Origin of the sequence: Dorea acetigenes (assembly GCF_025567385.1) — a bacterium.
GTDB classification, from domain to species: Bacteria; Bacillota; Clostridia; order Lachnospirales; family Lachnospiraceae; genus Claveliimonas; species Claveliimonas acetigenes.
Map to the genome: position 1 here is coordinate 24,744 of NZ_JAOQJU010000003.1, position 17,786 is coordinate 42,529.

A 17,786-nucleotide genomic window follows, 5' to 3' on the forward strand; every position below is an offset into this window, starting at 1 on the left:
TTTGGCTCCCCCTAATTTTTCACCACATTGCTATTATAACAAATACTAAGTATCAACCCCATATAAACATAAATAATCAAAAGATTAGTACCGCCAAAAGATAAAAACGGCATAAAAACATTGGTTGGCGGTACGCATCCAAAGTTCATTCCCACATACAGAATTACCTGCAGTACAATCAGGAATGTACAGCCTATTCCCATCATGTTCCCCAGCCTGTTTTTCTGCCGGAAAACAATTCTGCAAAGATAAACCAATAATCCCGCCACCAATATTGTGCAGATAATCCCCGCGCCCTTTCCCAGATACCGGAATATGCACAGCCATAAGAAATCTCCCCGGACATCAGTCGCCCATACAGAAGTTTCTATCTTGGTACCGCTCTTAAACGCTTCCGCTCCATCACCAATCACTTCCGCACTCATCTGATAATATCCATTTTCCATTGGATGAAAGATTCCCTGAATGCGTTCCATCTGATAAAGCGGCATTGCTGAAAACCAGCCTGCGTGCAGAAGCATCAAAAAAAGTACGATAGAAATTGCCGCTACGCTTCCCCATATAAGCAGAAAATACCGTTTTCTCTCTGCTCCGAACCATTTCTTATAAACTGCCATATTCAAAAGCAGTAGCCCTATCAGCATAAGGATAAATGCCGGAACAATTGCAGGCGCTCTTAAAACCGCTAACACCGATATTGCAAGAAAAACCATAGATTTTACCAGCCCTCTCCATCCCTGCATCCGATAGTTCCACAGGATGCCCGCATAGACCGGGATAAATGCGTAAGCAAATAGATTCACCTTTAGATATCCGCCATTTATTTGGACACCGAAATGATAATACAGCAGAATACCTGCCAGCAGCAGCCCCCAGATTTCTCTTGCATACTGTCCAATACGTGAATAATCCAGATAACAGATCAGAAACATAACAAAGATTCCAACTGCCATCCAAAAGCTCTGTCTTATAACCGGATTCATTGTGTCTGTCTCCAGCAGCGCCCCGGCATTCCTATGTACAAAAATCTGTAGTACCATTCCCAGGATGCTCAGGAGAAAAATATAACTCAAAAGCTTCCACTCCATCTTCGGTCTGTGAAGCCTGTCTAAGCTTACCCCTACTTCTACCGGATCTCCCATCTGGCGTACTGCCTCTTCTTCCGCTTCCTGTGCCGTCATTCCGGCCGTCATATAATCGTCCTTCTGGTCTTCGATATGGTCTTTCAGTTCTTTTAACACTGCCGGTCTTGCCCTTTTACAACGCATCTGTTCTGACACAATGTTCAGATAATTATACATACGCAAGCCCTGCACCTCCCAACACATTCGTCACTGCCCGAGAATATTCCTTCCATTCCTCCGTCTTTGCTTTTAATTGTTTCTTTCCTTCTTTGGTGAGGCTATAATATTTCCTTGTTTTTCCAAGAACCTCCTGCTCATAGGATTGGACAAATCCTTTTTCTTCCTGCGCGTGAAGCAAGGGATATAAGGTTCCCGCCTTCAGTTCAAATACATTGTCTGACTTTTCCCTTAATGCTACTATCATTTCATATCCATACATATCTTTCTCTTCCAGAAGTTTCAGTACCAGCATCACCATGCTCCCGGATACCAGACTTTTGTCAATTGCCATCTTGTTTCCCTCCTTTATATAGTCTGCCTATGTATATCGGCTAACTATATAATATATCGGACATCTATATATGTCAAGACATTCCTTTCATAATCCAACCCTGACTTCACAAAAATTTAGGAGAAACTGTGACTTATACAAGTGCCAGTCTCTCCTAAGACTTCTTCATTCTTTATTCCGTTCCTACAAGATTCCCCCGACAGACAAAAACAATGGTGCGAATACCAGCGACACTATCGTCATTAATTTAATCAGGATATTAATGGATGGTCCCGACGTATCCTTGAAGGGATCGCCTACGGTATCTCCCACGACCGCCGCTTTATGTGCTTCACTTCCCTTTCCTCTGTGGTGTCCGTCCTCAATATATTTCTTGGCATTATCCCATGCGCCGCCTGCGTTAGACATAAAAATTGCCATCATAACACCAGTTACCAAAGCTCCTGCAAGCAATCCTCCCAGTGCCTCCGGTCCAAGAAGAATCCCCACTGCCAGAGGTGACAGAACTGCCATAATCCCCGGAACCAGCATTTCTTTCAGGGCTGCCGTCGTAGAAATAGCAACGCAGGACTTGTAATCCGGCTTCTGCGTCCCCTTCATGATTCCCGGCATGGTCTTAAATTGCCGTCTGACCTCTTCTATCATCTGATATGCCGCCTTAGACACGGATTCCATCGTCATAGCAGAGAACAAGAACGGAAGCATACCGCCAATAAATAACCCAATAATCACCCGGCTATTCAGAATATCAATGGTCTTTAAATTCACCGCTTCCGCATAGGATACGAATAACGCAAGCGCTGTCAGCGCCGCCGAACCGATGGCAAATCCCTTTCCCATCGCCGCCGTGGTATTTCCCACTGCATCCAGTTTATCTGTAATCTTACGCACTTCCGGATCCAGGCCTGACATCTCTGCAATGCCGCCTGCATTATCTGCAATCGGTCCATAGGCGTCCACAGCTACCGTAATCGCTGTTGTAGAGAGCATCCCCACCGCAGCCAATGCAATACCGTACAGCCCGCAGAACTGATATGCTACGAAAATACCGGCACAAATCAGCAGAATGGGAATTGCCGTTGATTTCATTCCCACAGCAATTCCACTGATAATGGTTGTTGCCGTCCCCGTCTCGGACTGTTCTGCAATTTCCTTCACCGGCTTATAATCTCCGGAAGTATATATTTCTGTTATGATGCCGATCAGAAGCCCTACTGCAAGGCCTGCAACAACTGCAATTGCCGCATGAAAATTATGGAACAGATACCGGCTGAAAATAACTGCTACCGCTACCACCAGAACACTGGACACATAAGATCCCATTTTCAACGCTTTGTGGGGATTGGAATTTTCATCTCCTTTTACAAAAAAGGTTCCGAGAATGGATGCTATAAGCCCCAATCCGGCTATTATAAGCGGATAGACGGCCCCTTCTGCTTTATAATACACGATTCCCAATGTCAGCGCAGAAATTAACGCTCCCACATAAGACTCAAAAAGGTCTGCTCCCATTCCGGCAACATCCCCCACGTTGTCACCCACGTTATCTGCAATTACCGCCGGGTTTCTGGGGTCGTCCTCCGGAATCCCCGCTTCTACCTTCCCCACCAGGTCAGCTCCCACATCAGCAGCTTTCGTATAAATGCCTCCGCCTACACGCGCAAATAATGCAATGGAAGAAGCCCCCAGACTGAATCCGGAAAGTACATCCACATTCCCGGTTATGATATAGATGGCACTTACCCCAAGCACACCCAATCCTGCCACGCACATTCCCATTACAGCCCCACCGGAAAATGCGACCGACAGCGCCCGGTTCATCCCGCTCTCTCTCGCTGCATTTGCCGTGCGCACATTCGCTTTCGTGGCAACGCTCATTCCCACATAACCTGCCAACGTAGAAAACAAAGCTCCCACCACAAAACATACTGCCGTTACCCAGTTACCGATCCCGACACCAATCAGCACAAACAGCACAATGACAAAAAAAATCAAAATTCTGTACTCTGCTGTCAGGAATGCTCTGGCGCCATCGCTGATTGCTTCTGCAATCTCCTTCATTCTTTCAGTTCCCGCATCCTGCCGGCTCACCTTCGCCGCCAGGTAAGCGGCGAAAAGCAATGCCAGCGCCCCAAAGATGGGAACCACTCTCAACAAAGCTTCCATACCAAATCCTCCTACTGATTTACTTATATTTTTCTGTAAAACGCTGTATAATCGCAGCACACTCCGCCCTTGTGGTCTGCCCCTGGGGATGAAGCTTCTTCCCCTCATCTTTTCCGAGAAGAATCTGCTCGCAGGATTCCAGAAATCTCCGGGGCGATTTTCTCATTGTCCGCTGCCAATGCATTTACGCAGAAAACACTTACCAAGAGTGTGCACAGCAGGACTGTTGAGATTATTCTCTTCATTTTGCCTCTCATTTACATCCCTCCTGACTAGATAATATATTCTACACCTTTATAATATCACACTTTTCCTTTTATATCACTTTATTTTTTGAATTTTCACTCTTTTCCCTTCTATATTGTTACCATTCACACCCCACCGACATGCGCACTCGTCGCATCTTCGATGCTCCAGTCCCGCTCCTAACGGAACTAAGACTGCTTATGCAGGTGGGGTGACTGATCCGCAGTCCTGATTTGGAATCCCATATATCTTCTTACGTGCAAGCACGACGAATCCATATGGGATTTCAAATCGGCTGTGAATAGTAACTCTATATCAAAAAGAGAAGTCAATTTTACCTTGACTTCTCTTCTGCTAATATGGCGGCTCCCAGCGCGCCTGCATATCTTCCGAACGCTGTCGGCTCTACTGTCTTCCCCACTTTCTCTGAAAGCGCTTTTGTAAAGTATTCACTGTGGCTTAGCCCTCCTGTCAGGATTACCTTGTCCGGCAGGCTCTTGCGCTGGCTAAGCTGTGCCACCTTCGCCGCTACGGAATCTACCACTCCGGCAGCTATATCCTCCCGTTTCCTGCCTTCTCCGATATAATTGATAACTTCAGATTCAGCAAATACCGTACAGAGGGAGCTTATCGGAAGAACCGTTCCCTGGTCTGCCATATCAAATAGCTCCTGCAAGGTAATTCCCAGGCGGTTTGCCATAATCTCCAGAAATTTTCCTGTACCGGCCGAACATTTATCATTCATCAGGAAATCCTGTACCATGCCGCGTGCCACCAGTATAATCTTCGTATCCTGTCCGCCCACGTCGATGATAGCAAGATTGTCCCCGCCAAGCTCCCTGCCGCCTCTGGCGTGGCAGGTAATCTCTGTAATGACGTAATCAGCAAAATCTACAGCAATACGTCCATATCCGGTAGCTGCTACCTTGGTTTCGTCAGAAAGAACATCTATCCCTTCTGTCAAAAGCCTTTCTTTAATTGTCATAGTTGTCTCTTTGCTGCTCCACCCGGTAGGCAGCACAAAATGAAGTTCCTTCTCCCCTCTTGCCACCACCTTTGATGCGGTAGAACCGATATCTATTCCCACATAATTCATCTGCACGAATCTCCTTTTCTAACAATAACGGTCGCGGTTGGGATTTACATCCTTTTCAATTGCCGTAATATCCAAAATCTCTATCCCATGCTCCCGGACACACTGCCTGACCGTTTCCACATCCTCTTCCTTTATCAGAAGTGAAATCCCACAGCATTTACTGGCAGCTCTGGGGGTCGGCGCAATAACAGCCTTAACCCCCAGAGTCTTTAATTCCCTATGTAAACGCATACCATTATCATGATTGGGAAACAGCACATAATATTGTACTTCTTTCATATCTCTATGCATTCAGCATTTCAATAAATGCGCTGATTCTTGTACGGAGCTGCTGTGCATCGCTGTCCACATAATCGGTCTCGATTCCAAGTACCGGAATTCCCGCCTCCTGCAGAGCTTTCTCTACAGAATATCCTTCCACATCATAGAGGCTGCAGAATTTCAGATTCACGTCAATGATACCATCCACTTTGTATTCCTTTGCCAGACGGATAATATCATCAATTCTTGCCGTATTCGGTGTGAAGCACGCGCAGTTAATTCCCATATAACGCTCAGAAAGTGCCTGGATCTGCTCATCCACCGTTGTCTTCGTCTCATCCACAAGCCTCTCAAAATACCGGGTTCCCGTACACATCTCTTCGCATACAACTGCGCCGCCGCTGGTTTCCACCAGATTGTGGATCTTCCAGTTCGGAATAGCAAGCGGCGTACCGGTCAGCATGATTCGCTTCGTTCCCTCAGCAAATACACTCACACCGTCAGCCACCCTCTGATCCAGTTCATCGCAGAGTTTATTCGTCATCTGGGTAAATCTTGCCGGATCGTCATAGAACGCAATCTGAGAAATAAGCAGCACGTCTTTTCCACTAATCGGAAGCTTCTCATTCTTTCTTAAATCATAAAGCCTTGCCAGCGCCCTTCTCTTATCATTGATTAACCGGATGCTTGCGCCAAGCTTCTCTGCGGTAACTTCGTTTCCGGTAAAGTCTTCCACTACCTTCTTGAAGTCTGTGATTTCTTCTGCCCAGGCTGTTACGTCCTTCGCCCGTTTCATCTGCGGAAGATTCATAACATGAACCGGAACATCCTCTGCAAGAATCTCCCACGCCTTTTTCTTACCGTCGCAGGTTGTCTCTCCTACATACATATCCGCAATTCTAAAGAACGGGCAAGTACGGTCAAGCCTCGCCCCTACGGAAGCCTTAATCAGCGGACAGACATTGGTAGGAAGTACTTTTTCACCGCCCGGCACCCAGAACTGGGATCCGCCGCAAAGCCCTGTTGCAATGGCATCTGCTGCAAATACAATCTCATCCGGTACATATACGCAGAAAGTTCCGAATACCTTTCCGCCCTTTTTCTGATGCTCAATCAGCTCCGCCGGACGCACACCGTGGATTTCCGCAACCACGAAATTATAATAATCCATAGACTCCGGACGGTTTTCCTGTGACAAATAGACATCCCCAAATGCCTGTGGAAGTACCTCGCATAACTGATCATGCGTCTCCACATCCATCCCCAGGTCTTCCCACATTTTACGATAATCTGCCATTTTTTATTTCCTCCTCGTACAGTATTTTTATGTATTCATCGTAACATTTTTATACGAGGCAGACAATGCATTCCGGACAGATGTGTAATTGTCTTTTCTGATAAACGCTTTTTATTTATTGACTTTTTCTATCGTATTCCCAGCTCTTTGAACGCCTGGATGCAGATATCTATTTCTTCCTTCTTATTGGCACTACCGAAAGCAAAGCGAACCGTCCCCCGGGGATATGTCCCCAGACTTCTGTGAGCCATAGGAGCGCAGTGCAGTCCTACCCTTGTCATGATTCCGTACTGCTGCTCCAGCTCAAAGGCAATCATCGCGTTATCCTGCCTTCTAAAATCCAGCGACACCACTGCCACACGATGGGCAAGGTCTTGCCTGCCCACAATCTGAATACCGGAAAACTCCTTCACCTGCTCAAGAAAATACGCCGTCAGATCCATTTTCTTCCGATACAGCCGCTCCACGCCTACCTCTTCTAAATACGAAAGAGCCGCATGCAATCCGGCAATCCCAGGAAGATTTAATGTCCCGCTCTCAAACTTATCCGGCAAGGAATCCGGCATCTCCAGCCTGTCTGACTGACTTCCCGTTCCTCCCGCGATCAGCGGTTCCATTGCTGCATTTAACCGCTCTGAAATAAGAAAGCCGCCAATTCCCTGAGGACCAAGCAGCCCTTTATGTCCGGTAAATGCCAGGAAATCTATGTGCGCTCCCTGCATATCCACCGGAATCGTTCCCGCGCTCTGTGCCGTATCTACGGCAAAGAAAATACTGTGCTTCTCACAAATATTTCCAATTTCCTCTATAGGCACAATCGTTCCACATACGTTAGAGGCATGAACTACGATCACTGCCTTTGTCTCCTGTCTTATCAGACTTTCCACGTCCTCCGGGCACACCATTCCTTCCCGGTCCGTCCTTGCCATATCATAGCAGATTCCCAACCGCTCCATCTGAAACAGTGGACGCATCACCGCATTATGCTCCATGCCGGTTACGATCACGTGATCGCCGGGCTTTAAAAATCCTTTGATAAAATAATTCAACGAATGGGTAATACCGGGCGTGAACACCACCTGCTTGGACGTCTCTGCATGAAAAAGCTCTGCTAATTTTTCCCGGGTGTCCAGAACCATTCCTGCCACTTCGTAAGCTCCCTCATAGCTTCCCCGATTAATATTAAAAGCGCCGCTACTTAGCAGATGCGCTACGGCATCCGCTACTTTCGGCGCTTTTGGATAAGAAGTACTCCCATTATCAAAATAAATCCCTGTATGTTTATTCTCCATAACGAATCTCCTTTAGAACCAGCCCCTGGGGCGGAGCTGTGATTCCTGCCTCTGTGCGTTTTTTCGTCTCCAGTATCTCCTTTACCTTCTCCGGTTCATAGAATCCTCTTCCCACACGAATCAAGGTTCCGGCAATAATCCGGACCATATTATAGAGGAATCCATTCCCTTCAATCTCCATCACGATTTCCGCTCCATCCTGCCAGATAGCAATCCGGTTCACCGTACGCACCGTATCTTCCACATTGGTCCGCACATTGCAGAAGCTTACAAAATCATGTTCTCCCACAAGATATGCTGCTCCCGCCCGCATCTTCTCTATATCCATAGGAAAAGAAACAAAAGCACAGGTTCTCCGTTTTAACGGATCCGGTACTCTGGCATTGTAAATGTGGTACTCATAAGTCTTCGTAATATCATCCCGGTATCTGGGGTGCCACTCTGCAGGCACTTCTTCCGATTTCACAATTACAATATCCTCCGGCAGCCGCTGATTCAGCGCATAAGCCATCCGCTCCGGCGGAATCGACGACCGGGTATCGAATACTGCCACATTTCCCAATGCATGCACGCCGGAGTCCGTACGGCTTGCCCCGATTACATGGATATCCTCTCCCGTCAGTTTGCTGACTGCCTTGTTCAGCACTTCTTCAACCGTAATTCCGTTGGGCTGCACCTGCCAGCCACAGTAATCTGTCCCGTCATATGCTACCGTAAGCCGAATACGCCTCATATGCACCATTTTTTCACGTCCTCCCAAACAGCCATTTCACACCCTAAAAAATCCAGATATGAAACGGCACGCATCTCCCAATCACCACTACAGCAATCATATAGAAAATAACAATCCCATACGCCAGATAGTCTCTGCGGGCATAGCGCAGCGGCTTCATCTTGGTTCTGCCCTCACCGCCGTGATAACATCTGGCTTCCATTGCCATCGCAAGGTCATTCGCCCGCCGGAATGCCGAGACAAAAAGCGGCACCAGAATCGGAATCATATTCTTTGCCTTCTGAATCATATTACCACTCTCCAAATCGGCGCCTCTGGCAATCTGTGCCTTCATAATCTTATCTGTCTCCTCCAGAAGAATCGGGATAAACCGCAGGGCAATAGACATCATCATTGCAATCTCATGTACCGGGACATGTACTTTATTCAGCGGATGGAGAAGACTCTCTATGCCGTCTGTCAGCTCATTGGGTGTCGTAGTAAATGTCATCAGCGAGGAACCGGTAATCAGGTAAACCAGACGGATTGCCATGAAAACCGCTGTCCGGAGTCCTCCCGCAGTAATCGTAAAGACCCATACTTTCAAAAGAACTTCTCCTTCTTTTGTCAAAAACAGGTTAAAGATAACTGTAATCAAAAGAATCATGATTACCGGCTTCATGCCCCGCATAATATATTTGAACGGAACCTTCGACAGCCGGATGACTACAGCCAGAAATACAGTAGCTACGATATATCCCGGTATGCTCTTAAATAAAAATAAAGATATCAAATACAGCAAAGTGCAGGTAAGCTTCACTCTTGGATCCAGACGATGAAGTACACTCTTTGCCGGATAATACTGTCCTATTGTAATGTCTCGAATCATCTTCCCAATGCTCCTATAATCTCATCCGCCGCTTCTTCCACAGTAGTTGCGGTTACATCCACATCCAGCCCCTGTTCCTTAAGCTCATGCATAATATAAGTTACCTGTGGAGCAGCCAGCCCTACTTTCTCAAGTTCCTGGTAATGCCGGAACACATTTTTCGGCGTGTCGTTATACATAACCTTCCCCTTGTTCATCACAATAATCCTGTCCGCATATCTGGCAATATCTTCCATGCTATGGGATACCAAAATAACTGTCATGCCCGTCTCCTTATGCAGGCTGGCTATCTGTTCAAGAATCTCATCTCTGCCTTTGGGGTCAAGCCCTGCTGTGGGTTCGTCCAACACCAGAACCTTAGGACGCATGGCAAGAACTCCCGCAATCGCCGCCCGCCGTTTCTGGCCGCCAGACAACTCAAATGGAGAAGCCTTATAATATTTTTCCTTCAGTCCTACTAATTTGAGTGCCTCCAAAGCCCGCTCTTTACATTCCTCCGGCGAAAGCCCTTGATTTTTCGGTCCAAAACACACATCCGTCAGTACATCCACCTCAAAAAGCTGATGTTCCGGATATTGGAACACCAGTCCCACCTGGAAGCGGAGCTTTCTCATATCATAGCCTTCACTATATATATTTTCACCCTGATAATAAATCGCGCCGTCAGTTGCCTTAATCAGTCCGTTCAGATGCTGGATCAGCGTAGACTTCCCGGAGCCGGTATGACCGATAATCCCTACAAATTCTCCGTCAGGTATCTCCAGGCAAATATCGTGGAGCGCCTGTTTTTCATAAGCTGTCCCTGCACTGTATACGTAATTCAGATGTTCTATTTTAATCGACATAACGCCTCCACCAACTCTTCTTTTCTTAAAATTCCTGCCGGAACAGGAATCCCCCTCTTTTGTAGTTCATCTGCCAGGATAGTCACCTGAGGGACATCCAGCCGGTAGCTTTTCAGTGTGTCCACCTGGGAAAATATTTCCCGCGGCGTCCCTTCCATTACCACATGCCCATGATCCATAACGAAGACCTTATCCGCATCGATGACCTCTTCCATATAATGGGTAATCAAAATAACCGTAACCTTCTCCTGCCTGCGCAGCTCTTCCACCGTACGCAGAACCTCCCTGCGCCCATTGGGATCCAGCATGGCAGTAGGCTCATCCAGCACGATACATTTCGGACGCATGGCAATGACTCCCGCAATCGCCACACGCTGCTTCTGGCCGCCGGATAATTTATTGGGAGAATGGTGACGGTATTCAATCATTCCTACCGCCTTTAGGCTTTCCTCCACCCGTTCCCAGATTTCATTCGTGGGCACGCCAAGATTCTCCGGACCGAAGCCCACGTCCTCTTCTACTACCGTTCCGATAATCTGGTTATCCGGATTCTGGAACACCATTCCCGCCGACTGCCGGACATTCCAAAGCTCTTCCGGCTTCCTGGTGTCTCTGCCATTCACCCAGATAGAGCCTTCCGTAGGAACAAGAATTGCATTCAAATGCTTAGCAAATGTAGACTTGCCCGAACCATTATGACCCAGAATGGCAATGAACTGCCCTTCCTCCACGTCAATATTCACTTCATCGATCGCGCGGGACTTGCCGATGACATTACCTTCCTCATCCCGTTTCTCATATTCAAAAACCAGGTTTTCTGTCCTGACCATTCTGCTCATGTTCTTATGCCTTCTCCGGTTCCGGATAATCTACGCCCATCGTATCAACAGTTACCTTAGCCATCTTCTGCACTTTCAGCGGCCGATCACTGTAATCCGTATCCGTTTCCGCAATTTTATTTACCACGTCCATACCTTCCGTCACCTTGCCGAACGCAGCGTAAGCCCCGTCAAGATGGGGAGACGTCTTATGCATAATAAAAAACTGGCTCCCTGCAGAATCCGGATGCATAGCCCGCGCCATAGAAAGTACACCCTCTGTATGCTTCAGCTCATTAACAAAACCATTCTGCATAAATTCACCTTTAATCGTATATCCCGGTCCGCCCGTCCCGGTTCCCTGCGGGCAGCCGCCCTGAATCATAAATCCATTGATAACACGGTGGAAAATCAGCCCGTCATAATATCCTTTCTTCACAAGAGAAATAAAATTATTCACCGTATTCGGCGCTGTCTCCGGATACAACTCTGCTTTCATGATATCTCCATTCTCCATTTCAATCGTAACAATTGGATTTGCCATACTATTATACCTCACTTTTATTCACATTTTTAACCAAGCGGATACATACGCTCTCTGGTATTGTAACACGCAGACATGACAAATGCAATTTAGGTACACTACAAAATACAATTTGGGACGTAGGAAAGTGTCACTTTCCTACGTCCCAAAACACAAAATCTACATATTTCTTGACATTTCTTCGCAAACTTTCATAGCTTCAAACACTGCGCTTTTGAACCCTCGCTCTTCCAGCACACGAACCGCCTCAATGGTTGTCCCTGCCGGAGAGCATACCATGTCTTTCAGTTCGCCCGGATGCTTGCCTGTCTCCAGAACCATCTTTGCGCTTCCCAACACTGCCTGCGCTGCGAATTGGTATGCCTGCTGTCTGGGCATACCGCCGGACACTGCGGCGTCTCCCATGGCCTCAATGAGCATAAATACATATGCCGGGGAGCTTCCGCTTGTGGATACCACTGCGTCCATCAGCCGTTCCGGCACGATCTCCACGCGGCCGAAGCCTTTCAGCAATGCAACTGCACGATCCATGTCTTCCTCCGTCACATAGGTGTTGCGGCATGCCGCCGTCATTCCTTCTCCTACCATCGCGGGAGTATTCGGCATTGTACGGACTATCTTCACCGGCTTGCCGAACTTCTCTTCCAGCCATGCCAGTGTCTTACCCGGCGCAATGGTAATAATCATCTGATTCTCCGTGATTCCATCCCGAATTTCACAGATAACATCTTCATAGAACTGCGGCTTCACGGACAACACGATAACCTCTGCCTTCTCCACAACATCTGTATTCTTCTCTGTAACATGGATACCAAGATTAGCCTTTGCCTTCTCTCTTCCCGGTGCGGATAAATCTGCCCCGATAATTTCTTCTGCCGGCACAATCTGATTTTTAATAATGCCGCCCATCATAGCCGTCGCCATATTCCCTGTTCCGATAAACCCTAATTTCATCTACATATCCTCCTTCGCGGTCTTTTGTATACATTTTTAAATATTGTATACAATTCATTCTTTTGCCTATCATAGCATCCTATATTAGAAATGTCAATCGCTTTTTATTGCAGCAGCGCTGTAAATGCGTTATAATTTGTATACAAAACATTTTTTCGTATACATCAAAGGAGATTTTTATGACTGATAAATCTACTTCTCTTGCCGACCAGGCATATGAGAAAATAAAAGAGAACATCCTGAATCTGACCTGGCCGCCCGGAATGCCGCTGACGGAAGCCAGACTGACCGACGAGCTGGGTATGAGCCGAAGCCCCATCCGCTCCGCCATCCACCGGCTGCAGGTGGAAGGGCTGATTACCACCGATTACTACCGTTCTATGACGGTAAGCGAAATCACCGACAAAGACATTCACGAAATCTACCAACTTCGGGAATTGCTGGAGGGCGAAGCTTTTAAGCTAATCTTCACTTCCGGCAAATACGATGAATATTCCTACCGGATAGAGGAAAGGGTCGTCCGCATGTGCGCAGCGGCAAATGATATTTACCAATGGGAAATTGCCGATACCGCCATGCATATGGAAATTATCAGCATTTTTGAAAATAACCGCATCAATAAAATTTATGAAAACAATCTGTCTGAGCTGATTCGCATCGGTTTATATTCTGTAAAAAACGGAATGGCAGTTGCCAAAACAAACGAGAATCTAAAAAAGATGATCCAATATATGCGAAACGGCGATTATGAAAATGCCTATAGCATATTAAAAACCGACCATTTTGGCATCGGCAAGGACCGTGCACTTTTAAAATAAAACCACAGAGGAGAATCCCTATGCATTATACATTTATCGTCAATCCTAATGCCCGCTCCGGACTTGGATATACCGTCTGGAGCGAGATAGAAGCCGTACTGAAAGCAAGAAATATTTCCTATGACGTGTATTTTACCAAATACCAGCGCCACGCTTCCCAAATCGCGCAGGATATCGCCGCCGACACCGAACGGCACACACTAATCGTTCTGGGCGGCGACGGAACCGTCAATGAAGTAATAAACGGCATTCCTGACTATGAACAAATTACTTTAGGCTACATCCCCATCGGTTCCAGCAACGACTTCGCCCGCTATTTCCACTTTCCCAAAGATCCGCTGCAGACACTGGAAATCATTTTAAAACCGGAGAAAATCTGCTCCATGAATGTGGGCATCCTAAAATATCCGGGAAGAACCCGGAGCTTCGCCGTCAGCACAGGCATCGGCTTTGACGCCGCCATCTGCCATGAAGCCGTCATTTCCAAATTAAAATTCTTCCTGAACAAGTTAAAGCTTGGGCGGCTAACCTATGTAGGAATCGCATTCCGCCAGCTTATGCTGGCATCGCCCGGGAAGATGACCGTTACATTGGATCAGGAAAAAACGCTTACTTTTGAAAATGCACTTTTTGCTACCGCAATGAATCATCCCTTTGAGGGCGGCGGCTGTAAATTCTGTCCAAAGGCAGATCCCTGTGACAATCTACTGGATGTCATTGTTGTGGCAGGCATTTCTAAACTGAAAGTACTTCTGCTTCTTCCCACAGCCTTCAGCGGATTCCACGTACATTTCAAAGGCGTGTATCTTTACCGATGCAAGGAGGTCTCCATTGACAGTGAAAAGGCGCTGGCTGTACATACAGACGGCGAACCCGCATTTTTACAAAAACATATCAGCGCGGCACTGACCAACAAAAAAATACGGATTATCGCGGGCTAAATCATGCCACAGAAAGGATGTCAGATATGTTACTGATACTACTTGCTTTTATACTCTTATTCTACATTTTTGCCCTTATGCCGAGGCTATCGAAAAGAAGCGAGATGCTTCCTTTCCTCCACACGCAGTTCGCACACCGCGGCTTCCATTGCGCAGAAAAACAAATCCCGGAGAATTCCATACCCGCATTCCGGGCAGCACTTGCCCATGGCTATGGAATTGAACTAGATCTCCATTTAACCAAAGATCGCCGGCTTGTAGTCTTTCACGATGACACTTTAGAGCGAATCTGCGGCGTAAAAGGCCGGATTGAAGCATATACTTATGATGAGCTTCTGAACTTCCATCTTTTAAATACCACAGAAAAAATCCCTCTATTTGACGATGTATTAAAACTGGTTCATGGCCGCGTCCCTCTGCTGATTGAATTAAAAATCCCATCCAAATCCCTGGACATTTGTCCGGAGACCCTGCGGCTTCTGGAAAACTATGAAGGTGCCTTCCTCATCCAGTCCTTCAACACGATGGGGCTTCGCTGGTTTAAAAATCATGCGCCCCAAGTGCTGCGCGGCCAGCTTTCTTCTAATTTGACCGCCAAAAATACGGGTGAAAATTATGTCCTGTGCTTTCTGATAAAACATCTGCTTTCCAACATACTGGGACGCCCGGATTTCATTTCTTATAAGCTTTCGGACCTGCCTGCCATAAGTGTATCCATATGCCGCAGCCTTTTTAAGGTTCCTGTTGCCGTGTGGACTCTGCGTACCGAGGAAGACTTAGAAATCGGACGAAAATATTACGATATACAAATTTTTGAAAAAAGTAGGAATTTATATTAAGAAACTATGAATCACCTTGTTGATAAAGATTTTTCGTGTTATAATCCCAATGAAACCAGATGTATGATATATAGAGAATATAAAAAGGGTGTATAAATAATGAAAGTAAGGAAATTTATAAAAAAATACCGTCATGCCTGGGTATTTTTATATGCGTTAATCTACATGCCCTGGTTTACGTATCTGGAAAAGCATGTCACACAGGATTACTACTTAATCCATTCACCATTGGACGATTATATCCCGTTCGTTGAATATTTTATCGTACCCTATTTATTGTGGTTCCTGTTTATCGCTGTAGGCGCGGGATATTTTTTCTTTACAGATAAGAATGGCTTTTACAGGCTTGCCGCGTTCCTTATAACCGGCATGACCTTTTTCCTTATTATCTGTACCGTGTTCCCTAACGGACTTGCACTTCGCCCAACCGAATTTGAACGTGACAATATTTTCACCCGTATGGTACAGTTCATCTACGCTGCCGATACTCCCACGAATGTACTGCCGAGTATCCACGTATTCAATTCCACAGGGATTGCCATTGCAGTTGCCCACAGCAATAAGCTAAAACAGAAAAAATGGATACAATACCTTACTTATCTGTTTGCCGGCCTGATTATTCTGTCCACCATGTTCCTAAAGCAACATTCTGTGACAGATGTCTTCGCCGCACTGGTTATGGCAGGTATCATTTATCCATTTGTATATGCGCCGGAGCGCAGGAAAGCCACGAAGGTTGCGCGCCAGCCGGCACACAGCAGAACATGATTCATTTAAGGAGGAGAGATAATGTACGCAGAATTTACAGAAAATCTAGCGACAGGAAACGAGATGATTGACTCACAGCATAAGGAACTGATTCAGAAAATCAATGATTTACTGGACAGTTGTGAGAAGAGCAGCGACAAGGTTGTCGCGATCAAGACTCTGGACTTCCTGTCCGACTACACAGAATACCATTTCAACGCAGAAGAACAACTTCAGAAGGATATTGAGTATCCCGGCTACGACAAGCACAAAGCCCAGCATGAAGAATTTAAGAAGACCGTAGAAGAGCTTCATGAAATGCTTGTAGAAGAGGAAGGTCCTTCTCCGGCTTTCGTTGCGAAGGTACAGGAGAACGTAATCAACTGGCTCTACACACACATCCAGGGATTTGACCGCTCTGTCGCAGAATACAAATTCATGCGCGAGAATAACGAGAGACTTTAATTTTTAGCTGTAATTATAAAAAGATGACTGATATCAGCCATCTTTTTTATTTCCATATTAAAAATTACAGCATCTCAATAAATGCGGCAATCCTTGTATTCAATTGTCCGATATCTGCCTGAGAATAATCAGTCTCCACACTGATATAGGGCTTTCCTTTCTTCTCATTGACAAATCTGCGAATGCCCAGAGACTCTACATTATAAGTATGACAGGCTTGAAGAATCATCTCCACCACACCGTCAACGCGGTACTCATCTATCAGTCTTCCCAAAAGTTCCAGACGGTTCGGATTCGGAGTCATCACAGAACAGCCGATATTCAGATACCGGCGTGCCAGAGCATCATATACATCCGGATTATCTTCATCTACTAATTTGTCAATGGATTTTGCCCCGGAACAGCTCTCATAAGTAACAACAATACCGCCGTTATCTTCAATAGCCCGGATGACTTTCTCTGTTGCCCCGCCAATCGGACATCCGGTTACCAGGATTCGCGGCTTCTTTTCTTCCATCTTTCCTTCCGCATATTCCTTCTTAATCTTATCAACCAGCGCATTTACCTCACCCGGAATCGCAGAGCGGTCGAATTTAAAAGTACTTCCATAGAGAACTTTGAACAGATCCTGCCCTTTAATCGGCGCCGGGTCATTCTTCATCACTTCATACAGGCCTTTCAGTGCACGTCTTCCTTCATTATTAATCTTAATTGCCTCGCGCAGCTTCTCTTCCGTAATTTCTACGTCAAACTTCTTCTCCAAATACTCTTTAAAACGAATCATTTCGCTCTTCCAGAGCTTCAACGCTTCCTCTCCCTGCGTGTTAGGAAGTTCCATCAAATATACATCCTTAAACTCCGACATATATTCATACATTTTCTTCTTGCCGTCACAGGTGGTCTCTCCCACTACCAGATCTGAAAAATAGAAAAACGGACACTTATCCGTAATTGCAAATCCGTAGCTGGATTTAATCAGCGGGCACAGATTCTTGGGCAAATCTCTTTCTGCATCCGGTATCGTCTCGTCAGACGTAGAACAAAGGCTTACGCTTGCCGCCCCCATTGCCATTGCGATTTCCTGTGGAAAGTAAGTACAATAAGAACCAATTACCGGGATGCCCTTATCCTTTAACTGCTTTACCCCAAGAAATGATTTTTTTCTCTGCTCTGCAAATTCCTCAAAAACTTCCGGCAAATCTTTTATTACTTCCATCCTCG

Annotated in this window: 20 protein-coding genes; 5 read left to right on the forward strand and 15 right to left on the reverse strand. The window is 46.2% G+C overall.

All coding sequences use genetic code 11. The features are described 5' to 3' along the window. Window positions 1-11: 11 nt before the first annotated feature. From OCV99_RS04520 to proC, 14 genes are all read right to left on the reverse strand, one after another. Complete coding sequence (locus tag OCV99_RS04520; protein WP_227192463.1) at window positions 12-1,301, reverse strand: FtsW/RodA/SpoVE family cell cycle protein; 1,290 nt, start codon at window positions 1,299-1,301, stop codon at window positions 12-14. Continuing rightward, window positions 1,294-1,635, reverse strand: a complete 342-nt coding sequence (locus tag OCV99_RS04525) for a PadR family transcriptional regulator (protein WP_158368636.1) — start codon at window positions 1,633-1,635, stop codon at window positions 1,294-1,296. The genes OCV99_RS04520 and OCV99_RS04525 overlap by 8 nt, the downstream gene beginning before the upstream one ends. Window positions 1,636-1,818: 183 nt before the next feature. Then, window positions 1,819-3,801 carry a sodium-translocating pyrophosphatase gene (locus tag OCV99_RS04530; RefSeq protein ID WP_158368638.1) on the reverse strand — a complete coding sequence of 661 codons (1,983 nt, stop codon included), beginning with the start codon at window positions 3,799-3,801 and terminating at the stop codon, window positions 1,819-1,821. A 19-nt stretch (window positions 3,802-3,820) separates the two neighbouring features. Further along, complete coding sequence (locus OCV99_RS04535; RefSeq protein ID WP_262574862.1) at window positions 3,821-3,967, reverse strand: hypothetical protein; 147 nt, start codon at window positions 3,965-3,967, stop codon at window positions 3,821-3,823. Between the two features lie 414 nt (window positions 3,968-4,381). Next, a complete protein-coding gene (locus OCV99_RS04540) occupies window positions 4,382-5,143 on the reverse strand; it encodes an acyl-CoA dehydratase activase (protein ID WP_158368640.1) in 762 nt (253 codons plus the stop codon). Window positions 5,144-5,161: 18 nt separating this feature from the next. Next, window positions 5,162-5,422 carry a putative Se/S carrier protein gene (locus tag OCV99_RS04545; protein ID WP_158368642.1) on the reverse strand — a complete coding sequence of 87 codons (261 nt, stop codon included), beginning with the start codon at window positions 5,420-5,422 and terminating at the stop codon, window positions 5,162-5,164. Window positions 5,423-5,426: 4 nt separating this feature from the next. Beyond that, on the reverse strand, window positions 5,427-6,701 hold the full coding sequence (locus OCV99_RS04550; RefSeq protein WP_158368644.1) for a double-cubane-cluster-containing anaerobic reductase: 1,275 nt from the start codon (window positions 6,699-6,701) through the stop codon (window positions 5,427-5,429). A gap of 128 nt (window positions 6,702-6,829) precedes the next feature. Beyond that, window positions 6,830-7,993 carry an aminotransferase class V-fold PLP-dependent enzyme gene (locus tag OCV99_RS04555; RefSeq protein ID WP_158368646.1) on the reverse strand — a complete coding sequence of 388 codons (1,164 nt, stop codon included), beginning with the start codon at window positions 7,991-7,993 and terminating at the stop codon, window positions 6,830-6,832. Then, window positions 7,983-8,726 carry a tRNA pseudouridine(38-40) synthase TruA gene (gene truA, locus OCV99_RS04560; RefSeq protein WP_158368648.1) on the reverse strand — a complete coding sequence of 248 codons (744 nt, stop codon included), beginning with the start codon at window positions 8,724-8,726 and terminating at the stop codon, window positions 7,983-7,985. The genes OCV99_RS04555 and truA overlap by 11 nt, the downstream gene beginning before the upstream one ends. A gap of 43 nt (window positions 8,727-8,769) precedes the next feature. Continuing rightward, entirely contained in the window at window positions 8,770-9,594 is an 825-nt protein-coding gene (locus OCV99_RS04565) for an energy-coupling factor transporter transmembrane component T family protein (RefSeq protein WP_158368650.1), read from the reverse strand. Continuing rightward, complete coding sequence (locus OCV99_RS04570; protein ID WP_158368652.1) at window positions 9,591-10,439, reverse strand: energy-coupling factor transporter ATPase; 849 nt, start codon at window positions 10,437-10,439, stop codon at window positions 9,591-9,593. The genes OCV99_RS04565 and OCV99_RS04570 overlap by 4 nt, the downstream gene beginning before the upstream one ends. Further along, a complete protein-coding gene (locus OCV99_RS04575) occupies window positions 10,424-11,269 on the reverse strand; it encodes an energy-coupling factor transporter ATPase (RefSeq protein WP_158368984.1) in 846 nt (281 codons plus the stop codon). Before OCV99_RS04575 ends, OCV99_RS04570 begins: the two co-directional genes overlap by 16 nt. Before the next feature lie 13 nt (window positions 11,270-11,282). Continuing rightward, a complete protein-coding gene (locus OCV99_RS04580) occupies window positions 11,283-11,801 on the reverse strand; it encodes a peptidylprolyl isomerase (RefSeq protein WP_158368654.1) in 519 nt (172 codons plus the stop codon). 159 nt (window positions 11,802-11,960) lie between these two features. Further along, a complete protein-coding gene (proC, locus tag OCV99_RS04585) occupies window positions 11,961-12,755 on the reverse strand; it encodes a pyrroline-5-carboxylate reductase (protein ID WP_158368656.1) in 795 nt (264 codons plus the stop codon). A 179-nt stretch (window positions 12,756-12,934) separates the two neighbouring features. Here proC and OCV99_RS04590 point away from each other — a divergent pair, with 179 nt between their 5' ends. From OCV99_RS04590 to OCV99_RS04610, 5 genes are all read left to right on the forward strand, one after another. Then, window positions 12,935-13,573 (forward strand): GntR family transcriptional regulator, encoded by a 639-nt coding sequence (locus OCV99_RS04590; protein ID WP_158368658.1) that lies wholly within the window; start codon window positions 12,935-12,937, stop codon window positions 13,571-13,573. 20 nt (window positions 13,574-13,593) lie between these two features. Next, complete coding sequence (locus tag OCV99_RS04595) at window positions 13,594-14,514, forward strand: diacylglycerol/lipid kinase family protein (RefSeq protein WP_158368660.1); 921 nt, start codon at window positions 13,594-13,596, stop codon at window positions 14,512-14,514. 26 nt (window positions 14,515-14,540) lie between these two features. Next, window positions 14,541-15,353, forward strand: coding sequence for a glycerophosphodiester phosphodiesterase (locus tag OCV99_RS04600; protein ID WP_227192442.1), 813 nt, complete (start codon window positions 14,541-14,543; stop codon window positions 15,351-15,353). Between the two features lie 99 nt (window positions 15,354-15,452). Continuing rightward, window positions 15,453-16,121, forward strand: coding sequence for a phosphatase PAP2 family protein (locus OCV99_RS04605; RefSeq protein WP_158368665.1), 669 nt, complete (start codon window positions 15,453-15,455; stop codon window positions 16,119-16,121). 21 nt (window positions 16,122-16,142) lie between these two features. Further along, window positions 16,143-16,565: a bacteriohemerythrin gene (locus OCV99_RS04610; RefSeq protein WP_158368667.1), complete on the forward strand. Its 423-nt coding sequence runs from the start codon at window positions 16,143-16,145 to the stop codon at window positions 16,563-16,565. 64 nt (window positions 16,566-16,629) lie between these two features. Here the strand turns inward: OCV99_RS04610 and OCV99_RS04615 are convergent, their stop codons facing one another. Next, a complete protein-coding gene (locus tag OCV99_RS04615) occupies window positions 16,630-17,781 on the reverse strand; it encodes a double-cubane-cluster-containing anaerobic reductase (RefSeq protein WP_158368670.1) in 1,152 nt (383 codons plus the stop codon). Between the last annotated feature and the right edge of the window lie 5 nt (window positions 17,782-17,786).